Genomic DNA, 19,391 nt, shown 5'->3' on the forward strand with positions numbered 1-19,391 from the left:
TCAGGGAATTTGCAGGAGTTTGTGGGTCTGGAGGCTCAGCTTCCACTTCGGGTTGCTGCGGCAGGTGTCGATCGCCAGTTTCGTGTTGAAGTCGGCCAGCGGACCGTCCATCGGCTGTACGAAGAAATTCTCGAAGTCGAGGTGCTCGTAAGCGCCCAGGTCCTGTCCCACCTGCGGAATCACGACCTTGATTTCATTGCCCTTTTCAACCACCAGCGTCGAGCCCATCTTGGGGCTGACGCAGATCCAGTCGACGCCGCTCGGGACCGGCAGCGTGCCGTTGGTTTCGATCGCGATGGTGAAGCCGCGCGCGTGCATGGCGTCGATCAGGGCCGCGTCCAGCTGCAACAGCGGTTCACCGCCGGTGAACACGACGTATTTGCTGGCGGTATAGCGGCTCGGCCACAGGCCGTCGATTTCCGCCGCCAGGGCGGCGGCGTCCTTGAACTTCCCGCCGCGCTCGCCATCGGTGCCGACGAAGTCGGTGTCGCAGAACTGGCACACGGCGCTGGCACGGTCGCTCTCGCGTCCGGTCCACAGGTTGCAGCCCGAAAAGCGGCAAAACACGGCCGGCCGGCCTGCATGCGCGCCTTCGCCCTGCAAGGTATAGAAGATTTCTTTAATGCTGTAAGTCACGATAAAAGTCGGTTAAGCCTGTCGTCAACCTTCCATTATAGCGTGGCCCGCTCCAGATGATGTGGAACCGCCGCTAACTCACTATTGTCAGGCCTAAACGGGGACGACTGCCCTAACTTTGCGTCGGTTGAGGTTGAGCAAAATAATTCCGCTCAGAAAGCCGTAACGTTGTGCAGGATTCTTCCTAATCATCGTCGGAAGGTGTGCAATGAAAAGCGCGATCTCGAGAACTTTGCTGTTGCTGTGCGCTACCCTGCTGCTGGCCGGCGGCTGGCGCCTGGCCTGCGGCGACGCCTGGGATGGCTGGCCGCGCCGCCTGACCAGCGCCGCCATGCTGGCGGGCGGTCTCGCGGCGGCATGTGCCTTCTCGTTCCGGCGCGTGCGCAGCGAAGACCGCCTCGCGCGGCTCGAAGCCCAGCTGTGCTGCGAGCAAGGCGCGCGCAGCCGTGCCGACGAATCACTGGCCGAGGCCGACCTGCTGCTGGAGCGGCTGACCATTCGCCGCCCCGACAATCTCGACGGGGACAAGGTCGCGCCCGAAGCCAGGCTCGACGTGCAGCTGGCCCAGGTGCAGGCCGAGCTGGCGCAACTGCAACAACTGGCCGCACTCGATGGCGCTTGCAGCGCACGCCTCGACCGCGCGCGCGCCCGCCTCGAGCAGGTCACCCGCATCGTCCGCAGCGCAGCGCGCAGCGTCGAGCCAGGCTAAGTGCGGTTGTGGCAGGCACGTCGGCCGGGAGACGAGCGGCTGTTCCGGCTTGCTCAAAATCAATAGCTCTGCATTGTCGCTGGAGCACAATCGGTTCTTGTCAGCAATCAAACGCTTATTGACAGACCGAAGGACGGCACATGACAGGCACTACGACACTTCAGCGGCTGATGGACGCCACCGGCGCCCATCCCGATCGCGTGTTCGCGCACCAGCTGATGGAAACGCTGGCCATCCCCGTGTTCGTGCTCGATATCAGCTCGCATGTGATCATCTGGAATCGCGCCTGCGAACGCCTGACCGGCGTCACTGCCGAGGAGATGATCGGCACGCAGAGCCACTGGCGCTGCTTTTTCGACGAGCAGCGCCCTACCCTGGCCGACCTGCTGCTCCAGGGCCGCGACGCCGAGGTCCTGCAGCTGCACCCGCGCCAGGGCGGCGCCAACCATTTGTCGGCCGAGGGCTGGTGCGACATGCCGCGCGTCGGCCGCCGGCGCTACCTGGCGGCCGACGCCAGCCCGATCTACGACGAGCGCGGGCGCCTGGCCGCGGTCGTCCAGACGCTGCGCGACATGACCGACGAAAAGCTGGCGCAGGCCGCGCTCGAACAACTCGCCACGCGCGACGGCCTGACTGGCCTGGCCAACCGCCGCTGCTTCGACGATACCCTGCACGCCGAATGGGCGCGCGCTTTGCGCCAGCACCAGCCGCTGTCGCTGCTGATGGTCGATGTCGACAACTTCAAGGCCTACAACGACGCCCACGGCCACATCGGCGGCGACGAGTGCCTCAAGCGCATCGCCACCGCCGTGTCGAGCGAGATGCGCGCCAACGACCTGGTTGCGCGCTATGGCGGCGAAGAGTTCGCGGTGATCCTGCCGAACCAGTCGCTCAAGGGCGCCGCCAGCGTCGCCGAGCGCATCCGCACCCGCGTCGAGCAGCTGCAGGTGCCGACCCGGCTCGCGCCGGGCCAGCATGTCACGGTCTCGATCGGTGCAGCCACCGCGATCGCGGCACCCGACAATAGCGCGAGCGAGCTGGTCGCGATCGCCGATGCGGCGCTGTATCGGGCCAAGCACATGGGGCGCAATCGCATCAGCCTGCCGCTGGGCGACCCGGGCTGAGTGCCCCAGTCGCGCGAAAAAAAGGCTGTGTTCGCGTTAAGTCGACGTTTGCACCTGCCTCGACTGAGCTTGACGTACCGCAGCACACAGCCATTGCGCTGGTGTCTCCAATTCGTGTGCATCGAGTAACCGCTGCCAGCCGGAATAGTTCGCCAGGTAACGGCTGGCGACACCCTTGAAGCGCATCAGCCAGCTTTTGAAACGGCTGTGCCAGCCATTGACGTTCTGGAGATGGATCGCGCCGCGTGCACGCCGGCCCGCGCGCAGGTTGACGGGCGCGTGCGTGATCCCGGTCTCGGCGGCGAAGCGGGCATACGCCGCTGCACTGTCGCTGATCAAGAGCACGTCTGGAGAAAGCACGGGTGTCAGGCGCGAGCGCAATTGTGCTGCCGTCACGGGACCGCGGCCGGTATGAAAGTCCAGCGTAAGCCCACTGCGATCGCGCACCACCAGCAGGCAGTCGTGCTCGCGGTTGATGCCGCGCCGGCTGGCCGCGCCGCCGCGTCGCCGGGGCGGACGCGTCAACTGGCGCGCGCCCTTTTGCGATTCGAGGCGATAGGTCTCGTCGGCTTCGACGATCGCCGACAACGTCGACGGCCGATGGCGCCCGGCGCCCGGTCCGAACCGGTGGCGCCAGCGAAAACTCGTGGTTCGGTGCACGCCGGTGTCGCGCGCGGCCTGGCGTACGGTACGCGACTCGAGCATGCACTGAAGATAGGGCAGCCAGCGTTCGCGCTTGCGCAGCCGCGCCAGCGGTGTGCCGGTCAGGGCATTGAAAGAGCGGGCACAGCCGAGGCAGCGAAACCGTTGCAAGCCGCTGGCGCGGCCGCAGCGGTGCAGCCGCATACCGCTGCAATGCGGACAGGGCCGGCCTGCCGCGGCCGCTTCGACCAGCGCCAGGCACTCGGACGGGTCGCGGATGCCGGCGATCCAGGCGCGCAATTGCGCCAGCTCGCTGCTGGACAATGTTGCGCCAGAAAGCAGGGTGAACAATTCGCTGAAGGTGGGCCTTTGCATCGTCACTCCCGATGGGCTAACTCGACAATGCGTAAGACTTCGGCAACGCCGTTTGGTTCACTTAACTAACGCGAACACAGCCAAAAAAAACGCCGGCGCTGGGCCGGCGTTTTTCATTGCGGCGAAGCCGCTTCAGCTGCAATCAGCTCAGGACGTGACGCGATCCCAGCCGTGGCGCACGGCGGACTTCATCTTGTCCCAGGTCGAGGCGCCGGCACTGCCCGGATAACGGGTGTCCCAGTCGCTGCGCAGGTCGGACTCGACGTCGTCCCAGTTGCGGCCCTGGTACTTGCTGCGCGCTTCGTTGCCGTACTTGTAGGCCGGCTCGTAGTCGTTGTACGTGTCGCCGCTGGCGCCATAGGTGCTGTTCCAGTGGTTGCGGTAGGCGCTGTCGCTGTCGTCCATGTCAGGGGTGATCTTGTCCCAGCCATGGCGCACGGCGGCCTTGAATTTCTCCCAGGTCGAGGCGCCGCTGCTGCCGTAGCGGGTGTCCCAATCGCTGCGCAGGTCGGACTCGACGTCGTCCCAGTTGCGGCCCTGGTATTTGCTGCGCGCTTCGTTGCCGTAGCGGTAAGCCGGCGCGTAGTCGTCGTAGTTGCCGCCCTGGCTGGCGTAGTTCGATTGCCAGTCGCTGCGGAAGGCGCTGTCGTCGCCGGCCAGGTTCTCGATCTGCACGTCGGTGCGGCGCACGGTGTCGTGGATCTGCTGCTCGCGGTTGCTGACTTCCTTGCCGACGATGACCTCCTCGACCACGCGGGCCGATTTCTGCACCACGGCTTCCTCGGCGGTCTCGCGCAGCTCGATCGACTGTTCCTTGAAGGCAGTGGCGTCGGTCGTGCTGATCGGCTGGTTGACCGGGCGGCGTTCGACGTTCACGTGCTCTTCGCGCAGGTTCACGCTTTCGTTGACCGGGGTCTCGATCACGCGCGAGAACACGCGCACGCCGCCGCGCTGGACTTCACGCTTGCCGACTTTCAGTTCTTCCTGCACGACCGGGATCGCGGTGGTGTCGCGCTGCTGGTTGCCCAGCTGCGTGCCCGATTGCGCGCTCGATTGCAGATTCTGGCTCGACTGGATGGTGCCGCCCAGCGAGGCGTCGTTCGAGCCCGGCAGCGAGGCCGTGCCCTGCAGCATCGAGTCGCTCTGGCTCAGCGAGCCGCCCTGCGAGGTCTGGCGCGAATCGGACAGGCCCGAGTTCAGCGACGAGCTCTGGGTGCCGCTCAGCACGTTGCCGCCGATGGCGCTGTCGAGCGAGCCGCCGGCTTGCATGTTGCCGCCCATCGGCTCCTGGTAGGTCTGGCCTTCCGGCACCGGATCGTTCAGGTTCTGGGTGGCGAAGAAGTTGCGGTCGCCGTCGGCGCCGCCTTGCAGCGCGCCCGGCTGGGTGTTCTGCATCGAGCCGGCGCTGGAGCCCAGCGAACCCGACTGCATCGATTGCGCACCGCCCAGGCTGCTGCCCGCGGTCGCGCCGGCGGCCAGCATGCCGGCGTCGAGCGAGGCTGCGGAACCGGTGAGGTCGTGGCGCTCGTCGATGTCGACCGGGCCGAAGCGTTCGATGACGTCGGCGGCGCGCTCGACTTCCGGCTCGGACTGGGCGGTGACGGTCAGCACGTGGTGGCCGCGCGAGACGACGTCCGAGTAGCGCGAAGCGTGCTCGTCATTGTCGGAGCCGAACAGGCCGGTGAAGAAATGCTTGATGGACGCGCCGATGCCTTCGTCCTGCGTGCCGTCGGCCTGCGTGGTCGAGCCGGTCAGGCTGCTGGTCTGGCCGGTCGGGTCGGCGCTGGAGACGTTGACGTCGCTGCGCGAGAAGCCGGAGCCGAGCAGCTCGTCCATGGCGTTCTGGGCGTCGCTTCGGTTGTCGAAAACCGCTACTAGGGTATGTTGCATGATCAATCCTCCAATGATGTTGATGGGGCGTCGCCGGCCTCGTCGAAGCGCTCCACGCTGACCTGCTCCGTTTTGAGCAGAATCGTGTCGGCGTGGTGCTCCTCGCGCCGGATTCTGGTGATGCGGACTTCCTCCTTGATGCGCAGGCGGCGTTCGACCACCAGCACTTCCTCAAGGACCGGTACCACCAGGGTGTCACCTTCGTAGCGCGTGGCGGGCGCCTGGTCCAGGGCGACGATACGGTCGACGGGGACGTGGCTGACCTGCAGCTCGTCATGCGTCAAGGTTTCGTCGATCTGGTAGGGGTGCTCGGCGACAATCTTGTGGATGCGGACGCCGCGGCCTGTGTCGACGATCCGTTTATCGACCTGCGCTTCCTCCTGGTACACGGGCACCCGGATCGGTTCCTGTGCGGTTGGTTGCGTTGGGTCAATTGACACGGTTCATCTCCTTGAAGTCACGGCGCTAGAGCAACCGAGATTACTCCAAAGTGCTTGCAATGCGCGCACTATTGACGTTTTGAAATAGTTGAGTAAACACGAGCGCGTGCATGCCTTCCCCGAATCCGAAAATCAGGCGAAAGTCACGTAAAAACAGGGATTTGCGTGAAGCGGCGCACCGACCGTGTAACGGAACAGCGGCACCGCGGGGCCGGTCGGGCGACCGGCCTGGAGAGGTTCAGGCGAAGGGATTGTTGACGGTCTCGACGCTGGGCGGGGGCAGCTGCGCGGGCAGGTCCGGACGCGCTTCCAGGCTGGCCACCACCCGGCCGAGCAAGTCATGCAGCAGGCGCGCCGCCGCCAGGCCCTGGTGGTCGGCGGTCAGGTCGACGTCGCCGGAGATGGTAATGCGGTCGAGCCGGTTTTCCAGCATCAGGCGGCCGACCTGGAGCACGTCGGATTCGTTGGCGAACGGCGCGAAACCGGACTGCGCAGGCTTTTCATTGGACATGGTCCCTCCTCTTTATCGGTTGTTGGCGCGCACCTGGGGCAAGTCGAGCACGCGTTCCTTGTCCTGCTCGGATAATGCCGGCAGCAAATTGATGCCGATGATACGTTCGAGTTCCGGGATCGGCACCACGTTGGCCTTGGCGTCGGCCGTGTTCTCGACGAACCAGGCGGCGCCGGCCTGCCGGCGCGGATCCCACACCAGCTTGTAAAGATGGGTCGGCACCAGCACCTTGCCGACCCGCTTGACCTCGCTGCCGAGGAAGGCCGGACCGGTCACGACGTACAGCTCGCCGTCGCGCTTGGCGAGCTTGCGCACCGCGCCTTCGATCGCCGCCCACAGGTGCCGGTTGTTCTCGCCGTCCTGGGGCACCATGTTGGCCAGGCTGAAGCTGTCGTACTGGCTGTCGCGGTCCGGCATGTCGCCGTTGGGCGCCATGTGACCGCGGTCGAAGCCGCTGCGCGCGTAATCGGCCAGCTCGGCGCGCTCGCCGGCCGGCAGGCGCGTCTCCGGATGGAACGAATTCTCGCGCGAGAGCTGCTGGGCGGCCGCGACGTTGGCCGCCTCGAGGTGCTCGGCCGACCACAGCGGCGTGTGCGTGATCCCGGAATGCATCACGGTGAATACGTTGAAGCACAGTTCGCGCGTGTCCGCGGCCAGCTTCTGGTTGGTAAATTGCGGCGCGTCGCCGCCGACGAAATGGTCGCCGCATGACTGTTTTTCGGGCGCCCCCTGGGGTGCCGCCTGGCTCGATGCGGCGACCGCGGGCGCGTGCGCGCGCACGTGGCGCCCGGGCGCGGCGTCGCGATGACAGCCGCCGAGCGCGACCAGCGCCGCCAGCAGCAATGGGGTGAACAGCGGGCGGACTTGGGATTTCAGGAACATCATTTCAGGGTGAACAATTCGATCAAATCAAACTACGCGTCATTGTAGTCGACGCAAGCTTGATCATACGCATGAGCTATGTCTGTAGAGTGTGCGCACGATACCGCTGATCATTTCTGCTCAGAATGCTATAAAATGCACGTCTCAAAAAGACAAGTGCATTCGAGCAAATACATCTGGCGATGGCAAACACCCCCATCCCCGAGGACCTGAGACGCTTCATACTCACGAGTATTCCGTCGGTCCCCTTTCTGGAAGCGCTGCTGCTGATGCGCGCCGACCTGAACCAGGCCTGGCGCGGCGATACGCTGGCGGCGCGCCTGTACGTGCGCGAAAAGACCGCCGAGTCGCTGCTGCACGAGCTGTGCACGGCCGGCATGGCCGAGCGCTACGACGCTCCCGGCGCGCCGGCCTACCGCTACCGCCCCGAGAGCGCGCTGCTGCGCGCGCGCGTCGACGGCCTGGCCGGCCTGTATGCAAGCCACCTCGTTGAAGTTACACTCGTCATCCATTCCACCCTCGACCGCAAGGCCCAGCAGTTCGCTGACGCCTTCAAATGGCGAAAGGACGCCTAGTGGCCTTCACGATCTATAGTCTCTGCACCCTGACCTCGCTGGCCTGCACCTGGCTGCTGTTCGCCAGCTACCGGCGCACCCGCGTCAAGCTGCTGTTCTGGAGCGCCCTGTCGTTCGCGGCCATGACGGTCAACAATCTGTTCCTGGTCCTCGACAAGATCGTGTTCCCCGGTCCGGAAATCGACCTGCTGCCGGTGCGCCTGTGGGCGGCGCTGGTGTCGACGCTGCTGCTGCTGTTCGGCCTGATCTACGCGAAGGAGTGACGGTGAACGACATGCTGACCGGCGCGATCGCCATGGCCTCCGCGGTGATCGCCGTGTTCTTCCTGCGCTTCTGGCGCAATACCGGCGACCGCTTCTTCCTCTGGTTTGCGCTCTCGTTCGGCATCGAAGGCGCGCACCGCGTGGTTTCGGCGCTGGCCTACCAGGACAACGAGGCGACGCCGCTGCACTACCTGATCCGCCTGCTCGCCTATGGCCTGATCCTGTGGGCAATCCTGGAAAAGAACCTGCCGCGCGGGCGCTGAACCGCGCCCTGTTTCGCGCCCGGTTGCCGGTAGCGTGCGCCCGCTGCGCTCCCGCCTGCGCCATAATCGATCCGAACCTACGACGCATTCAAAGGAGATCGACATGGCCAGCAACCAGCAACCAGACCAGAACCAGCAATCCACGCGCCAGGGCGACGATAGCCTGTCCGGCACCATCCAGACCGGCAGCCAGGGCGGCGCGCAGGGGGGCACCCAGGGCGGCTCCGAGCAGCGTTCCGAAGGCCTGCTCCCGGCCGACGGCGAAAGCGACGGCCGCTTCGACGTGGCCGAGGAAGTCAGCCTCGACCAGCAATCGGACAAGATGCGCCACGTCGGGCAGGCCCCGAACGTGAGCGCGGACGAGGCCGGCGCGGTGGACGACGACCCCGACGCCGCTGCCGACGACGTGCTGCCCGACCCCGGCAAGCAGTCGGACGGCTGAGCGGACGGCCGAACCCTTACATCGTGATGCCCATGCGCAGGCCCTCGATCGTGTGGGCCTGCTCGATGTCTTCGAGCGCCGGCACGATGCGGCAGCTCAGGTGCTTGCGCACCTCTTCCGGCAAGCCATCCCAGTAGGCTTGCGTCACCTGCAGGTCGTGCTTGTCGGCGTTGCGCCCGTCCGGGGCATCGACGCCGAGCACGAACACCGGGCGCGACTGGGTCGAGCGGTTGGCGGTGCCGCGGTGGATCGTCAGCGCCGAACGCGCCGAGATGTCGCCGACCTTGGGCAGCTTGCGCTGGGCGCGCGCCTCGTAGCGCGGATACAGCGACTTGTCCGGGAACATCAGGTCGCCGCCGGCCAGGTCGTCCCACTGGGTCCCCGGTGCGATCTCGAACGGGCCGATTTCCTCGGTCACGTCGACGGTGGTGATGTTGAAGGCCAGGGAATTCAGGCGCCGCCCGACCAGCGTTTCCGGCGGCGAGGGGAAATCGCGGTGCCAGGGCTGGTGCAACGCGCCCGGGAACGGGATGTCGAAGCCCGCCTCCACCACCTTGTAATCCGGTCCGAGCACGCTGCGGCACACCGCCGTCACCCACGGATGCGTGACGATGTCGACGAAGCCGCGCAGGCGTTCCGGGTGGACCTCGACGTAATAACGGTTCGGCCCGCGCTCGAGCGCGCCCGCCGGACGCGCGCGCGCTTCGGCGAACAGCTTCTCGATGTCGTCCTTGAGTTGCCCCACCCACTCGGGGCTGAAGGCGCCCTTGCAGGCGATGATGCCGTCTCCGTACAGGCCGCCCATGATGGGGGCGACGTCGTGGTCGGCGCCGGCTTGGGCGCTGGCTGGTGATGGTTGGCTGGCGTTCATGGCGGTCTCCTCCGGCTTGCGCTGCAGGTTTTGCAGCGACGATGTCGGGCTATCCTAACGGCAAAGCGGCGCGCGCGGCGCGCGCACGGTTGGCCGATTTGGCGCTTGGCGCCTGGCTACCAATCCAGGCCGAGCAGGCGCTCGGCCATGCGCGGCCAGCACAAGCGCGCGAGCTCCGCGCGCGTTGCCCAGCGAAAGCCATCCATTTCGGGCGTCGGCTTGCCGGTGACGTGATGCGGGAAGTAACTGGTGCAGACCAGGTGGCCGAGGTCCGGCAGCGTGTCGCCGACGTCGACCTTGTACAGGTGCAGCGCCTTGTCGCGCCGATAGTCGAAGCGGCCGAGCTCCTCGAAGCGGTCGGCGCCGAAAGCCAGTCCGCTTTCCTCGCGCAGCTCGCGCACCGCGGCCTGCAGTTCGGACTCGCCGGGGTCCTGCATGCCTTTCGGGATGTCCCATTTGGCCGTGCCGGTGACGTGGCACAGCAGCAGTCGGTGGTCCTTGTCCACCACCAGGGTGCCGCACGAGACGGCCATTTTGCTCATCGTTGCAAGGTCCTTTTATCAAGGCAGCGCGCGCGCCGCCGCGCCCAGCGCCTGCTCGAGCGCCTCCAGGCTGACCGGCTTGGTCAGGTGCTGGTCGAAGCCTGCTTCCTGCGACTGCTCCAGGTCGCTCTGTCCACCCCAGCCGGTCAGCGCGATCAGCACGGTGCGCGGCAAGGCGTCGCCGGCGCGGATCGCACGCGCCACGTCGTAGCCGCTCATGCCCGGCAGGCCGATATCGAGCAGCACCAGGTCGGGTTTCAATTCCTGCGCCATGCGCAAGCCCTGCGGGCCGTCGTGCGCCACGCGCGCGCTGTGGCCGAGGATTTCCAGCAGCGCGACCAGGCTGTCGGCGGCGTCCAGGTTGTCGTCCACGACCAGCACGCGCAGGCGCGCCGTCGCGCCCGCCGGTTGCGTTGCCGCGCCCTCGCGCATGCGCGCGTGCGGCGTGCCCGGGCGCAGCGGCAGGCGCAGCGTGAACGTGCTGCCGTGCCCGGGTCCGCCGCTGAAGGCGCTCACGCGCCCGCCGTGCAGCTCGACCAGGCGGCGCACCAGCGACAGGCCGATGCCAAGGCCGCCCTGCGCGCGGTCCAGGCTGCCGCGCACCTGGGTGAACATCTCGAACACCGAGCCGATCGCGTCCTGGGGGATGCCGATGCCGTTGTCGGCGACCGAGATCACGGCATGGCCGTCCTCGCGCCAGCTCGACACCGTGATGCGCCCGCCGCGCGGCGTGTACTTGGCGGCGTTGTTGAGCAGGTTCGACAGCACCTGCACCATGCGCGTGGTGTCCGCTTCGAGTTCCATCGGCTCCGGATCGAGTTCGACGTCGAGCCGGTGCCCGTGGCTTTCGATCAGCGCCGCGCTGGTCTCGAGCGCCGTGTTGACGATCGCCGCGACCGACACCGTCTCCTTCTTCAATTCGATCTTGCCGCGTGTGATGCGGGCGATGTCGAGCAGATCGTCGACCAGGTGGATCAGGTGGCCGAGCTGGCGGTCCATCATCGCGTGCACGCGCGCCTGGGCGGCCGCGTTCGCGCTTTTGCCCTCGGCGCCGGCGCCCGACGTCATGCGCAGCAGGTCCAGGCCGGTGCGGATCGGCGCCAACGGGTTGCGCAGCTCGTGCGCCAGCGTGGCCAGGAATTCGCTCTTGCGGTGGTCGGCCTCGGACAGGTCGGCGGCGACCCGGCGCAGCTCGTCCTCGGCGCGCTTCTGGAAGGTGATGTCGCGCGTGATGGTGGCCAAGCCGATCGTGTGGCCGTCCGCGCCGCGCACCGCGAAACCCTTGAAATACACCGGGATCGGCCCGTCGCCCTCGCGCTCGCCGGTGCGCGCCAGGCGCAGCTCGCCCTCCCACGCAGCCGCCGGGCCGGCCAGCGCGGCCAGCACCTGGTCGCGCACGTAGGGCCGGTCTTCGCGCGGGAAGAAGTCGATCATGCGCCAGGCCGAGATGTCGGCCTCGGCCTCCACCCCCGCCATGCGCCGTCCGGCCGGATTGAGGTACATGCCGCCGGCGTCCGGCGTGAAGATGCCGATGAAGTCGGACGACTGCTCGGCCACCGCGGCCAGGCGGCGGATGCGCTCCTCGTCGCGGCGGCGCTTGGTCTCGTCGCGGAAGTACAGCGCCATGCCGGCGCCATCGGCGCCGTCGAAGCCCGTGGATTCGGTCGGGAAGGCGTTCAGTTCGAACCAGCGCCCCTGGCTGTTGTCGTAGGCCTCGATCCGGCTGGCGGCGCGGTGCGCGGCGGCATCGCGCAGTCGCTGTTCGTGCGGGCCGCCACGCAGCTCCGGGAACAGGTCCCAGAAGGCGCCCCCGACCAGGTCCTCGCGCCGCCGCCGCGTGACGCTTTCGGCGGCGCCGTTGGCATAGGTGATGCGCCAGTCGCGGTCGAGCGCCAGGAAGCCTTCGCTCATGCCTTCCAGGATCGCGCGCGAGCGGTGCTCGGCGGCCTGGCGCTCGGCCGCCTCGTGGCGCTGGCCGATCACCAGCGATGCGGTATTGGCCAGCAGCGCCATCGCCGCCTGTTCGCGCGCGCCCGGCAGGCGCGCTTCGCGGTAGTACAGCGTGAAGGCGCCGAGCACCTGGCCCGACGGCGCCAGGATCGGCAGCGCACGCGCGGCATCCAGCCCATGCGCGCGCATCGGCTCGCGCATGGCGCCCCACTGCGTCTCGTCGCCGAGTCCGACGCTGCTGACCGGCGCCGCGCTCCAGGCGGCGCAGCCGGCCGGACCGGCGTCCGCGCCGATCGGCGGCGCGTCGGCGGCGGCCACGAACGACGCCGGCAGCGAGGGCGCGGCGGCGTGGCGCAGGTGTCCGTCCTGGACCAGCTGGACCGAAGCGAGCGCGCCGGCGCCGCCGGTGTCCTCGGCGGTGTGGGCCAGCACGTCGAGTACGTCGCCCAGCGGCGCATCGGTCACCGCCAGCTCGAGCGCGCTGCGCTGGCCGACCGCGAGCAGGTTGGCGCGCGTGCGTTCGGTGACGTCGATGCCGTGCACCAGCACGCCCGAAACCGCGCCGTCGGGCTCGCGCACGGCCAGGCAGACCAGGTCGAGGAAGTGTTCTTCCAGCGGCGCGCCATCGGCCGAACGCAGCAGCATGCGCAGGTTGCGGCCCTCGAATGCCTCGCCGCTGGCGGCCACCTTGTCCAGCATGTCGACGAAGCCCTGGCCTTCCAGCTCGGGCATGGCGTCGCGCAGCTTGCGCCCGGCCAGCGCGCGCCCGCCGGCCAGCTCCTGGTAGCGCTGGTTGGCCAGCTCGATCGCATGCTCGGGACCGCGCATCACGCACATGAAGGCCGGCGTCCGGTGGAAGATGTCGCGCATGCGCCCGTTGGCGGCCTGCAGCTGGCCGACCAGCCGTTCGCGCTCGGCCGCGGCCTGGCGCCACGCGGTGGTGTCGGTGAAGGTCAGCACGGCGCCGGCGGTTTCCCCCGCGATCACCATCGGGTACACCGAATACGCCACCGGCAGCATGCTGCCGTCGCGCCGCACGAACAAATCGTCGTCGGCGCGCAGCGCCTGGCCGTCGCGTACCGCGCGCAGGATCGGGCACTCGTCGTCGCCGTCGTGTTCGCCGTCGTGTTCGTCGCCATGCTCGTCGCCGCGCTCGCCGGCGGGTGGATGGCGGTGGATCACGTCGTGCAAGGTGCGCCCTTCGAGTTCGTCGGCGCGGTAGCCGAGCAAGGCGGCTCCGGCGGGATTGAGGAAAGTGCAGCGGCCTTCCCGGTCGAGCCCGAAGATGCCTTCGCCGGACGAGGCCAGCAGCAGCGAAAAGCGGTCGTGGCTCTCGCCCAGGCGGCGTTCGCTGCGCGCCAGCTCCTCGCGCGCCAGCTTTTCGGCGGTGGCGTCGCGCAGGATCTTGGCGAAGCCGCGCAGCGTGCCGCCTTCGTCGCGCAGCGGCACCGTCACGCCTTCGGCGAAAAAGCGCTTGCCGTCCCTGCGGATGTGCCAGCGCAGATCTTCGGCGCGGCCTTCCTCGAGCGCGCGCCGGGCTTCGAGCTCGGGCTGGCCGTCGGCGCGGTCTTCGGGCGTGAACAGGATGTCCACGCTCTGTCCGCGCGCCTGCGCGGCGCTCCAGCCGGTGATCGCTGCGGCGCCGCCTTCCCATTCGGTGATGCGGCGCGTGACGTCGGTGCCGATGAAGGCGTAGTCGCGGATGTTATCCAGGATCAGGCGCAGGCGTTCGTCGCGCGAGCGCAGCGCCGCCCGGTGGCGCTCGGCCTGGATCCGCGCCAGCTCGGCGCGCTGGCGGTACAGCTCGATGAAGACCGACACCTTGGCGCGCAGCACGGTCGGATTGAACGGCTTGATCATGTAGTCGACCGCGCCGAGCGCGTACGCTTCCTCGACCGGAAAGTCGTCGCCGTCGCCCGCGGTCAGGAAAATGATCGGCACGCCCTGGGTGCGCGGGTGTTCGCGGATCAGGCGCGCCAGCTCGAAGCCGTTCATGGTCGGCATGCGCACGTCCAGCAGCACCACCGCGAAGTCGTGCGCCAGCACCTCGCGCAGCGCCGCTTCGCCCGAGCTCACCGAGACCGGCGCCACGTCCAGGTTGGCCAGGATGGCTTCGAGCACCGCCAGATTCGCGGGCTGATCGTCGACGAGGAGGATCTGGGTGGTCGGGTCGGAAGCCATCAGGCGGTGCGACGCCGCGAAATGCGGCAAGAGTCGATGTAAATAATGCAATGTATGCTTGACACTGATGAAAGTCAATTGTGCGCGCCCTGGCGCTGCCCACCCCCCACACTACGGGTTGGTTCATGCACAGTAGCTGGAGTTATCGATGACGTTTCCCTTCCTGGCCCGGCTCCCCGAGCTACCCGAGTTGCCCGACCATTTGCGCCAGCTGTCCATTCTCCACACCCGCCCGGAAGACCTGGCGCTGGCGGTGATGGTGACGATCCTCGCGACGGTGCTGATGTATTCGGCGCGCGCGTATGTCGTGCGCCGCGTCGAGCGCCTCGACAAACGCCGCCCCAGCCGCATCGACCACCTGGCGACGACCATGCTGTCGCGCACCTACGTGGTCTTCATCGTCGCCTTTGCGCTGTACTTCGGCAGCACCTTTCTCGAGCTCACGCGGCGCCAGGAGCTGTTCGTCAACCGCATCGGCCTGGCGGCCCTGCTGCTGCAGCTGGCGATCTGGGGCGATACCGGCCTGCGCGCCTGGCGCGACCAGTACCGTTTCGGCGGGGATGGCGGGCGCCTGGCCTCGAGCAGCGTGCTGTGCTTCATCTCGCGCCTGGCGCTGTGGGTGATCGTCACGCTGATGCTGCTGGATAACTTCGGCATCAACATCACGACACTGGTGGCCAGCCTGGGCGTGGGCGGCGTGGCGGTGGCGCTGGCGACCCAGAACATCCTCGGCGACCTGTTTGCCTCGCTTTCGATCATGCTCGACAAGCCGTTCGAGGTCGGCGACTTCATCATCGTCGGCGAAGTGCTGGGGGCGGTCGAGCACATCGGCCTGAAAACCACCCGCGTGCGCGGGCTGGGCGGTGAACAGGTGGTGTTTTCCAACGGCGACCTGTTGAAAAGCCGCATCCACAACCACAAGCGCATGCAGACCCGGCGTGTCGCCTTCATCCTGCGCATCGCCTACGGCACGCCCGAGGAACAGCTGTGCCGCATTCCGCGCCTGATCCGCGAGATCATCACGGCCAAGCCCAACGTCGACTTCGAGCGCGCGCACTTCATGACGTGGGGCGAGTGGTCGCTCGACTTCGAGGTCGTGTATCACTTCCGCAGCCCGGATTACATCCTGCACATGGATGCCCAGCAGGACATCTTCCTGGAGATCTATCGCCGCTTCGAGCAGGAAGGCCTTCAGTTCGCCCATCCGATGTCGATCGTGCGCCTGGCCGAGCAGGACCGCGCGACGCTGGGCCAGGGCGGACGCGGCGCGCGCCCGGCGGCGCCGCCCTTGCATTGAGATTGCAATCAAAAGTCACCCGAAAAGATTGACGGACTCTTCCTACAGGACCAGCCTGAGCTGTCCTATTTCATGCACGCTGCATAAGGCCTACCATGGCTTCACCTCTTCCCGATCGGTCGTCGACGACACCCATCCGGCAGGGGAACACCGACTTCAACCCGGTTTGACCTTCAAGGAGAATGATCATGGCATCGAACAATCAGCAAGGCGGAAACAAGGGTAACAACCAGAGCGGCGATACCAGCAACCGCGGTTTCGCATCGATGGACCCGGACAAGCAGCGCGAAATCGCCGCCGCCGGCGGCCGTGCAGCCCACGCTTCGGGCAATGCGCATGAATTCAATTCGGAAGAAGCGCGCCGCGCCGGCGCCGAAGGCGGCCGCGCCGCCCACGCTTCGGGCAACGCCCACGAGTTCGACTCGGAAGAAGCACGCCGTGCCGGCTCGATGAGCCACAAGAACGATGGCAACAACCAGTCGCAGGGCGGCGGCAATCAGCAAAGCGGCGACAGCACCCGCGGCGGCTCGCCGGAGCAGCACGCCAAGGCCGGCTCGCAGAGCCACAAGAACGACGGCAACAACCAGTCCGAAGCCGGCGGCAACCAGCAGAGCGGTAACAGCACCCGCGGCGGCTCGCCGGAGCAGCACGCCAAGGCCGGCTCGCAGAGCCACAAGAACGACAACAAGCGTTGATCGGCGCCTGATACGTGGCGCCCGGTGCGTGATCCGGGCGCCGACGATCCGCAGTGTTCCGGATCAAAACCGCTGGCTTCGGCCGGCGGTTTTGTTTTTGTGACGCGTCACACGGACAGTGATTTCTGCGCTGTTCGCCGACTGTGCCACTTTCGTGACAGTTGGTGAACAAGCCGGCTTGACCCCCGCGCGTCAATTGTGCGGTGCCGGAAGGGTGTTCAATGATATATTTTTGGCACGATTTGAATCGTCACGCCCCGCGCCATGACACAGTGCCATGCGCGGTGCATGTTTGGTGGCCAGTACCCAGTTCACATCCGGCTGTATGTCCAGCCGCGGGTAGCGCCGGTTCACGACAGGTGCTGCACTGCAGCACCTGGCCGGCAACGCGGTGACAGTTCCGTACCAAACACGTTCTACGGGCGCAGAAGAACAGATAACTCAACAGTTAGGATAAGCAGATGAAAAAAAATATCGCCATTGTTGGCGCTGGATTTTCGGGAGCCGTCATTGCTAACCAGCTTGCCAAGGCAGGCTACACCGTCGAGGTGTTCGAATCGCGCGAGCACGTGGCCGGCAACTGCCATTCCGAGCGCGATCCCGAGACCGGAGTCATGCTCCACGTCTATGGTCCCCATATCTTCCATACGGACAATGAGCGAGCCTGGGAATTCGTCAACCGCTACATGGAATTCATGCCGTACGTGAACCGCGTCAAGGCGATCACCAACAATCGCGTGTACACCCTGCCGATCAACCTGCTGACCATCAACAACTTCTTCGGCAAGACCTTCCGCCCGGCCGAGGCGCAAGCCTTCATGGCCGAGCTGGGCGACAAGTCGATCGAAAACCCGACCACCTTCGAAGAGCAGGCGCTGCGCTTCGTCGGCCGCGAACTGTACGAAGCCTTCTTCAAGACCTACACGATCAAGCAGTGGGGCCTGCAGCCGAGCGAACTGCCGGCGTCGATCCTGAAGCGCCTGCCGGTGCGTTTCAACTACGACGACAACTACTTCAACCACAAGTACCAGGGCATGCCGAAGGATGGCTACACCGTGCTGGTCGAGCGCATCCTGGACGTGCCGGGCGTCACCGTGCACCTGAACACCCGCTTCGATCCGGCCACCAAGGGCGACTACGAGCACGTGTTCTACAGCGGCCCGATCGACGCCTGGTTCGGCCACCAGCAGGGTCGCCTGCCCTACCGCACGCTGGACTTCGAAGTCTTCCGCGACAAGGGCGACTACCAGGGCAACGCCGTGGTCAACTACTGCGACAACGCCGAGCCCTTCACCCGCATCACCGAGCACAAGCACTTCTCGCCGTGGGAACAGCACGAAGGCACGATCATGTACAAGGAGTACAGCCGCCAGTGCGAAGAGAAGGACCTGCCGTACTACCCGATCCGCCAGGCGCGCGAAAAGGCCCAGCTCGAGCAGTACGTGAAGCTGGCGCAGGAAGAGCCGAACGTCACCTTCGTCGGACGCCTGGGCACCTACCGCTACCTGGACATGGACGTCACCATCAACGAAGCGCTGATCACGTCCGACAAGTTCCTGGCCGGCGCCAAGGAAGGCACGCGCATGGGTGCGTTTGCGATCGATCCGCTGGCTTGATGCGCCTTGGCCGGCCACCGCGCCGGCCAATTCCCGCCTTCTTCTTCCCCTTCTCTACCATGGCATCGCGCCGCCCGGCTCCACGAAGCGGCCCGACACCACTCGCTCCTCCCCCAACAGCGCGTACGCGACCGGCAGGCGGGCGCCTTCCTCCGGCGTCATGAAGCCATTGTGGCCGGTCAGATCGGTCTTCACATACCCGGGGCTGACTGAATTCACGGCGATCCGCGTGCCGCGCAGTTCCTGTGCGAGCTGCACGGTGAGCATGTTCAGCGCCGCCTTCGAGGCGTTGTAACCGATCAGGCGCGCGTCGTAGTACGCCGAGTCGGGATCGCCGTTCACCGTAAGCGAACCCAGCGAGCTGGACAGGTTGACGATGCGCGCCGCCGGTGCGCGCCGCAACAAGGGCAGCATGGCCTGGGTGACGGCGAGCGTACCGAGGAAGTTCGTGTCCATGATCCGGCGCACGGCCTCGAGCGCAGCCATGCCGGGCGGGCCGTCGGCCGCATCGACGATGCCGGCGTTGTTGACCAGGATGTCGAGGCGGCCGTGACGTGTCCCGACGTGTGCCGCCGCGCGGGCGACGCCGGCGTGGTCGTCGAGGTCGATCTGGACCGGTTCGGCCGTGAGATCCCGCGCCGCCAGCGCCTCGACCGTCGAGACCGCTTTCGCGCGATCGCGTGCGCCGACGATCACATGCGCGCCGGCTTGCGCCAACTGGCGCGCGATCTCGAAGCCGATACCCTTGTTGGCGCCTGTGGCGAGCGCGATGCGTTGTTGGTCATGCATGAAGGTTCCTTTCGCCGTGGATGGGGTGGCCCGCTCGCGGGTCACGATCGACGCGATTTTCGAGGCCACTATTCAGGTTTTGCTGGCCGAAGGGCTGCCGCGCCTGACCACCACGCGGGTGGCCGAGCGCGCCGGCGTGTCGGTCGGCACCATGTATCAGTATTTTCCGCACAAGCAGGCACTGGTCTATGCGCTGAACGAGCGCTATCTGCTGGCGCTGGCGGAGCGCGTGGAAGCCGCCTGTCGCGCGCAACACGGGGCGCCGGTGCAGCGCATGGTCGAGGCACTCGTAACGACCTACTGGGAGGCCAAGAGCGAGCGTCCGGAGGTGACCCGTGTCCTCTACCAGGCAGTCGCGGAACTGGACAACCGGGCCTTGATCGAGGCATTCGGCCGGCGGGTCGACGCGGCAAGTGCAGCGATGCTGTCGAGCGCGGCGGACGCGGCGTTCGACGACCTGGAGAGCGTCAGCCTGACGCTGCTGTCCACGGTCTTCGGAACCGTCCGCAACGTGTTCGAGCGCGAATTGCCGCCGGTACAGGCTAACCGGGTCATGGGCCAGCTGGTCCTGATGTGCCTTGCCTATCTCGATGCCCTCAAGCTCAGGCCGGCCGCTGCCGGATGAATCGGGACGTATTCGTGCTCGGCCGGCAAAAAAAATCCGCCGCGCATCGCTGCGGGCGGATTTTCGTTCGCGT

The 19,391-nt window shown here is 66.8% G+C and carries 19 protein-coding genes and 1 pseudogene; 10 read left to right on the forward strand and 10 right to left on the reverse strand.

The features are described 5' to 3' along the window. Positions 1-636, reverse strand: a complete 636-nt coding sequence (gene queE / locus FA90_RS06625; protein WP_036167162.1) for a 7-carboxy-7-deazaguanine synthase — start codon at positions 634-636, stop codon at positions 1-3. A 208-nt stretch (positions 637-844) separates the two neighbouring features. Between queE and FA90_RS06630 the strand changes: the two genes are divergently transcribed. Both FA90_RS06630 and FA90_RS06635 read left to right on the forward strand, forming a co-directional pair. Then, entirely contained in the window at positions 845-1,345 is a 501-nt protein-coding gene (locus FA90_RS06630; RefSeq protein ID WP_156116614.1) for a hypothetical protein, read from the forward strand. Positions 1,346-1,485: 140 nt separating this feature from the next. Beyond that, positions 1,486-2,469 carry a diguanylate cyclase gene (locus tag FA90_RS06635; RefSeq protein ID WP_373994594.1) on the forward strand — a complete coding sequence of 328 codons (984 nt, stop codon included), beginning with the start codon at positions 1,486-1,488 and terminating at the stop codon, positions 2,467-2,469. A 36-nt stretch (positions 2,470-2,505) separates the two neighbouring features. Here FA90_RS06635 and FA90_RS06640 read toward each other — a convergent pair whose 3' ends face one another. The 5 genes from FA90_RS06640 to FA90_RS06665 all read right to left on the reverse strand — a co-directional run bounded on the left by FA90_RS06640 (position 2,506) and on the right by FA90_RS06665 (position 7,212). Then, positions 2,506-3,486, reverse strand: a complete 981-nt coding sequence (locus FA90_RS06640) for an IS1595 family transposase (RefSeq protein WP_081933696.1) — start codon at positions 3,484-3,486, stop codon at positions 2,506-2,508. Between the two features lie 147 nt (positions 3,487-3,633). Continuing rightward, positions 3,634-5,376, reverse strand: coding sequence for a DUF2382 domain-containing protein (locus tag FA90_RS27175; RefSeq protein ID WP_239700565.1), 1,743 nt, complete (start codon positions 5,374-5,376; stop codon positions 3,634-3,636). Positions 5,377-5,378: 2 nt separating this feature from the next. Next, a complete protein-coding gene (locus FA90_RS06655) occupies positions 5,379-5,816 on the reverse strand; it encodes a DUF2382 domain-containing protein (protein WP_036167173.1) in 438 nt (145 codons plus the stop codon). A gap of 238 nt (positions 5,817-6,054) precedes the next feature. Continuing rightward, the gene (locus tag FA90_RS06660) at positions 6,055-6,327 is read right to left on the reverse strand and encodes a hypothetical protein (RefSeq protein ID WP_036167177.1); all 273 of its coding nucleotides are present in this window, start codon (positions 6,325-6,327) and stop codon (positions 6,055-6,057) included. Between the two features lie 12 nt (positions 6,328-6,339). Beyond that, complete coding sequence (locus FA90_RS06665) at positions 6,340-7,212, reverse strand: DNA/RNA non-specific endonuclease (protein WP_239700566.1); 873 nt, start codon at positions 7,210-7,212, stop codon at positions 6,340-6,342. A gap of 179 nt (positions 7,213-7,391) precedes the next feature. Here FA90_RS06665 and FA90_RS06670 point away from each other — a divergent pair, with 179 nt between their 5' ends. The 4 genes from FA90_RS06670 (at position 7,392) to FA90_RS06685 (ending at position 8,752) form a co-directional block, all read left to right on the forward strand. After that, the gene (locus FA90_RS06670) at positions 7,392-7,784 is read left to right on the forward strand and encodes a hypothetical protein (RefSeq protein ID WP_036167180.1); all 393 of its coding nucleotides are present in this window, start codon (positions 7,392-7,394) and stop codon (positions 7,782-7,784) included. Next, a complete protein-coding gene (locus FA90_RS06675; protein WP_156116615.1) occupies positions 7,784-8,047 on the forward strand; it encodes a DUF5985 family protein in 264 nt (87 codons plus the stop codon). The genes FA90_RS06670 and FA90_RS06675 overlap by 1 nt, the downstream gene beginning before the upstream one ends. Positions 8,048-8,058: 11 nt before the next feature. Then, complete coding sequence (locus tag FA90_RS06680) at positions 8,059-8,310, forward strand: DUF5985 family protein (protein ID WP_036174505.1); 252 nt, start codon at positions 8,059-8,061, stop codon at positions 8,308-8,310. Positions 8,311-8,413: 103 nt separating this feature from the next. Further along, entirely contained in the window at positions 8,414-8,752 is a 339-nt protein-coding gene (locus tag FA90_RS06685; RefSeq protein ID WP_036167185.1) for a hypothetical protein, read from the forward strand. 16 nt (positions 8,753-8,768) lie between these two features. Here FA90_RS06685 and FA90_RS06690 read toward each other — a convergent pair whose 3' ends face one another. The 3 genes from FA90_RS06690 to FA90_RS24865 all read right to left on the reverse strand — a co-directional run bounded on the left by FA90_RS06690 (position 8,769) and on the right by FA90_RS24865 (position 14,296). After that, positions 8,769-9,623 carry a phytanoyl-CoA dioxygenase family protein gene (locus FA90_RS06690; RefSeq protein ID WP_036167188.1) on the reverse strand — a complete coding sequence of 285 codons (855 nt, stop codon included), beginning with the start codon at positions 9,621-9,623 and terminating at the stop codon, positions 8,769-8,771. Positions 9,624-9,739: 116 nt separating this feature from the next. Then, positions 9,740-10,165: an NUDIX hydrolase gene (locus tag FA90_RS06695; protein ID WP_051971514.1), complete on the reverse strand. Its 426-nt coding sequence runs from the start codon at positions 10,163-10,165 to the stop codon at positions 9,740-9,742. Between the two features lie 18 nt (positions 10,166-10,183). Beyond that, the gene (locus FA90_RS24865; protein ID WP_156116616.1) at positions 10,184-14,296 is read right to left on the reverse strand and encodes a PAS domain S-box protein; all 4,113 of its coding nucleotides are present in this window, start codon (positions 14,294-14,296) and stop codon (positions 10,184-10,186) included. A 148-nt stretch (positions 14,297-14,444) separates the two neighbouring features. On the opposite strand from FA90_RS24865, the gene FA90_RS06705 reads away from it, so the two are divergent. The 3 genes and pseudogenes from FA90_RS06705 (at position 14,445) to glf (ending at position 17,904) form a co-directional block, all read left to right on the forward strand. Then, positions 14,445-15,593, forward strand: coding sequence for a mechanosensitive ion channel family protein (locus FA90_RS06705; RefSeq protein ID WP_081933697.1), 1,149 nt, complete (start codon positions 14,445-14,447; stop codon positions 15,591-15,593). A gap of 188 nt (positions 15,594-15,781) precedes the next feature. Then, a pseudogene (locus FA90_RS06710) lies at positions 15,782-16,168 on the forward strand (KGG domain-containing protein); the annotation flags it as partial. 581 nt (positions 16,169-16,749) lie between these two features. Next, entirely contained in the window at positions 16,750-17,904 is a 1,155-nt protein-coding gene (glf, locus tag FA90_RS06715; RefSeq protein WP_036167191.1) for a UDP-galactopyranose mutase, read from the forward strand. A 54-nt stretch (positions 17,905-17,958) separates the two neighbouring features. On the opposite strand, the gene FA90_RS06720 is transcribed toward glf, so the two are convergent. Beyond that, positions 17,959-18,693 carry an SDR family oxidoreductase gene (locus FA90_RS06720; protein WP_036167195.1) on the reverse strand — a complete coding sequence of 245 codons (735 nt, stop codon included), beginning with the start codon at positions 18,691-18,693 and terminating at the stop codon, positions 17,959-17,961. Here FA90_RS06720 and FA90_RS06725 point away from each other — a divergent pair. Continuing rightward, positions 18,692-19,318, forward strand: coding sequence for a TetR/AcrR family transcriptional regulator (locus tag FA90_RS06725; protein WP_036167198.1), 627 nt, complete (start codon positions 18,692-18,694; stop codon positions 19,316-19,318). The genes FA90_RS06720 and FA90_RS06725 overlap by 2 nt on opposite strands. Positions 19,319-19,391: the final 73 nt, after the last annotated feature.

Origin of the sequence: Massilia sp. 9096, assembly GCF_000745265.1 — a bacterium.
Lineage (GTDB): Bacteria > Pseudomonadota > Gammaproteobacteria > Burkholderiales > Burkholderiaceae_D > Telluria.

Bases quoted from the DNA above. Each gene is read 5' to 3' on its own strand.
- FA90_RS06665 (WP_239700566.1), bottom strand. From the start codon at position 7,212: ATGATGTTCCTGAAATCCCAAGTCCGCCCGCTGTTCACCCCATTGCTG.
- FA90_RS06630 (WP_156116614.1), top strand. From the start codon at position 845: ATGAAAAGCGCGATCTCGAGAACTTTGCTGTTGCTGTGCGCTACCCTG.
- FA90_RS06720 (WP_036167195.1), bottom strand. From the start codon at position 18,693: ATGCATGACCAACAACGCATCGCGCTCGCCACAGGCGCCAACAAGGGT.
- FA90_RS06695 (WP_051971514.1), bottom strand. From the start codon at position 10,165: ATGAGCAAAATGGCCGTCTCGTGCGGCACCCTGGTGGTGGACAAGGAC.
- FA90_RS24865 (WP_156116616.1), bottom strand. From the start codon at position 14,296: ATGGCTTCCGACCCGACCACCCAGATCCTCCTCGTCGACGATCAGCCC.
- FA90_RS27175 (WP_239700565.1), bottom strand. From the start codon at position 5,376: ATGCAACATACCCTAGTAGCGGTTTTCGACAACCGAAGCGACGCCCAG.
- FA90_RS06640 (WP_081933696.1), bottom strand. From the start codon at position 3,486: ATGCAAAGGCCCACCTTCAGCGAATTGTTCACCCTGCTTTCTGGCGCA.
- FA90_RS06705 (WP_081933697.1), top strand. From the start codon at position 14,445: ATGACGTTTCCCTTCCTGGCCCGGCTCCCCGAGCTACCCGAGTTGCCC.
- glf (WP_036167191.1), top strand. From the start codon at position 16,750: ATGAAAAAAAATATCGCCATTGTTGGCGCTGGATTTTCGGGAGCCGTC.
- FA90_RS06635 (WP_373994594.1), top strand. From the start codon at position 1,486: ATGACAGGCACTACGACACTTCAGCGGCTGATGGACGCCACCGGCGCC.
- FA90_RS06660 (WP_036167177.1), bottom strand. From the start codon at position 6,327: ATGTCCAATGAAAAGCCTGCGCAGTCCGGTTTCGCGCCGTTCGCCAAC.
- FA90_RS06690 (WP_036167188.1), bottom strand. From the start codon at position 9,623: ATGAACGCCAGCCAACCATCACCAGCCAGCGCCCAAGCCGGCGCCGAC.
- FA90_RS06670 (WP_036167180.1), top strand. From the start codon at position 7,392: ATGGCAAACACCCCCATCCCCGAGGACCTGAGACGCTTCATACTCACG.
- FA90_RS06725 (WP_036167198.1), top strand. From the start codon at position 18,692: ATGAAGGTTCCTTTCGCCGTGGATGGGGTGGCCCGCTCGCGGGTCACG.
- FA90_RS06685 (WP_036167185.1), top strand. From the start codon at position 8,414: ATGGCCAGCAACCAGCAACCAGACCAGAACCAGCAATCCACGCGCCAG.
- FA90_RS06680 (WP_036174505.1), top strand. From the start codon at position 8,059: ATGCTGACCGGCGCGATCGCCATGGCCTCCGCGGTGATCGCCGTGTTC.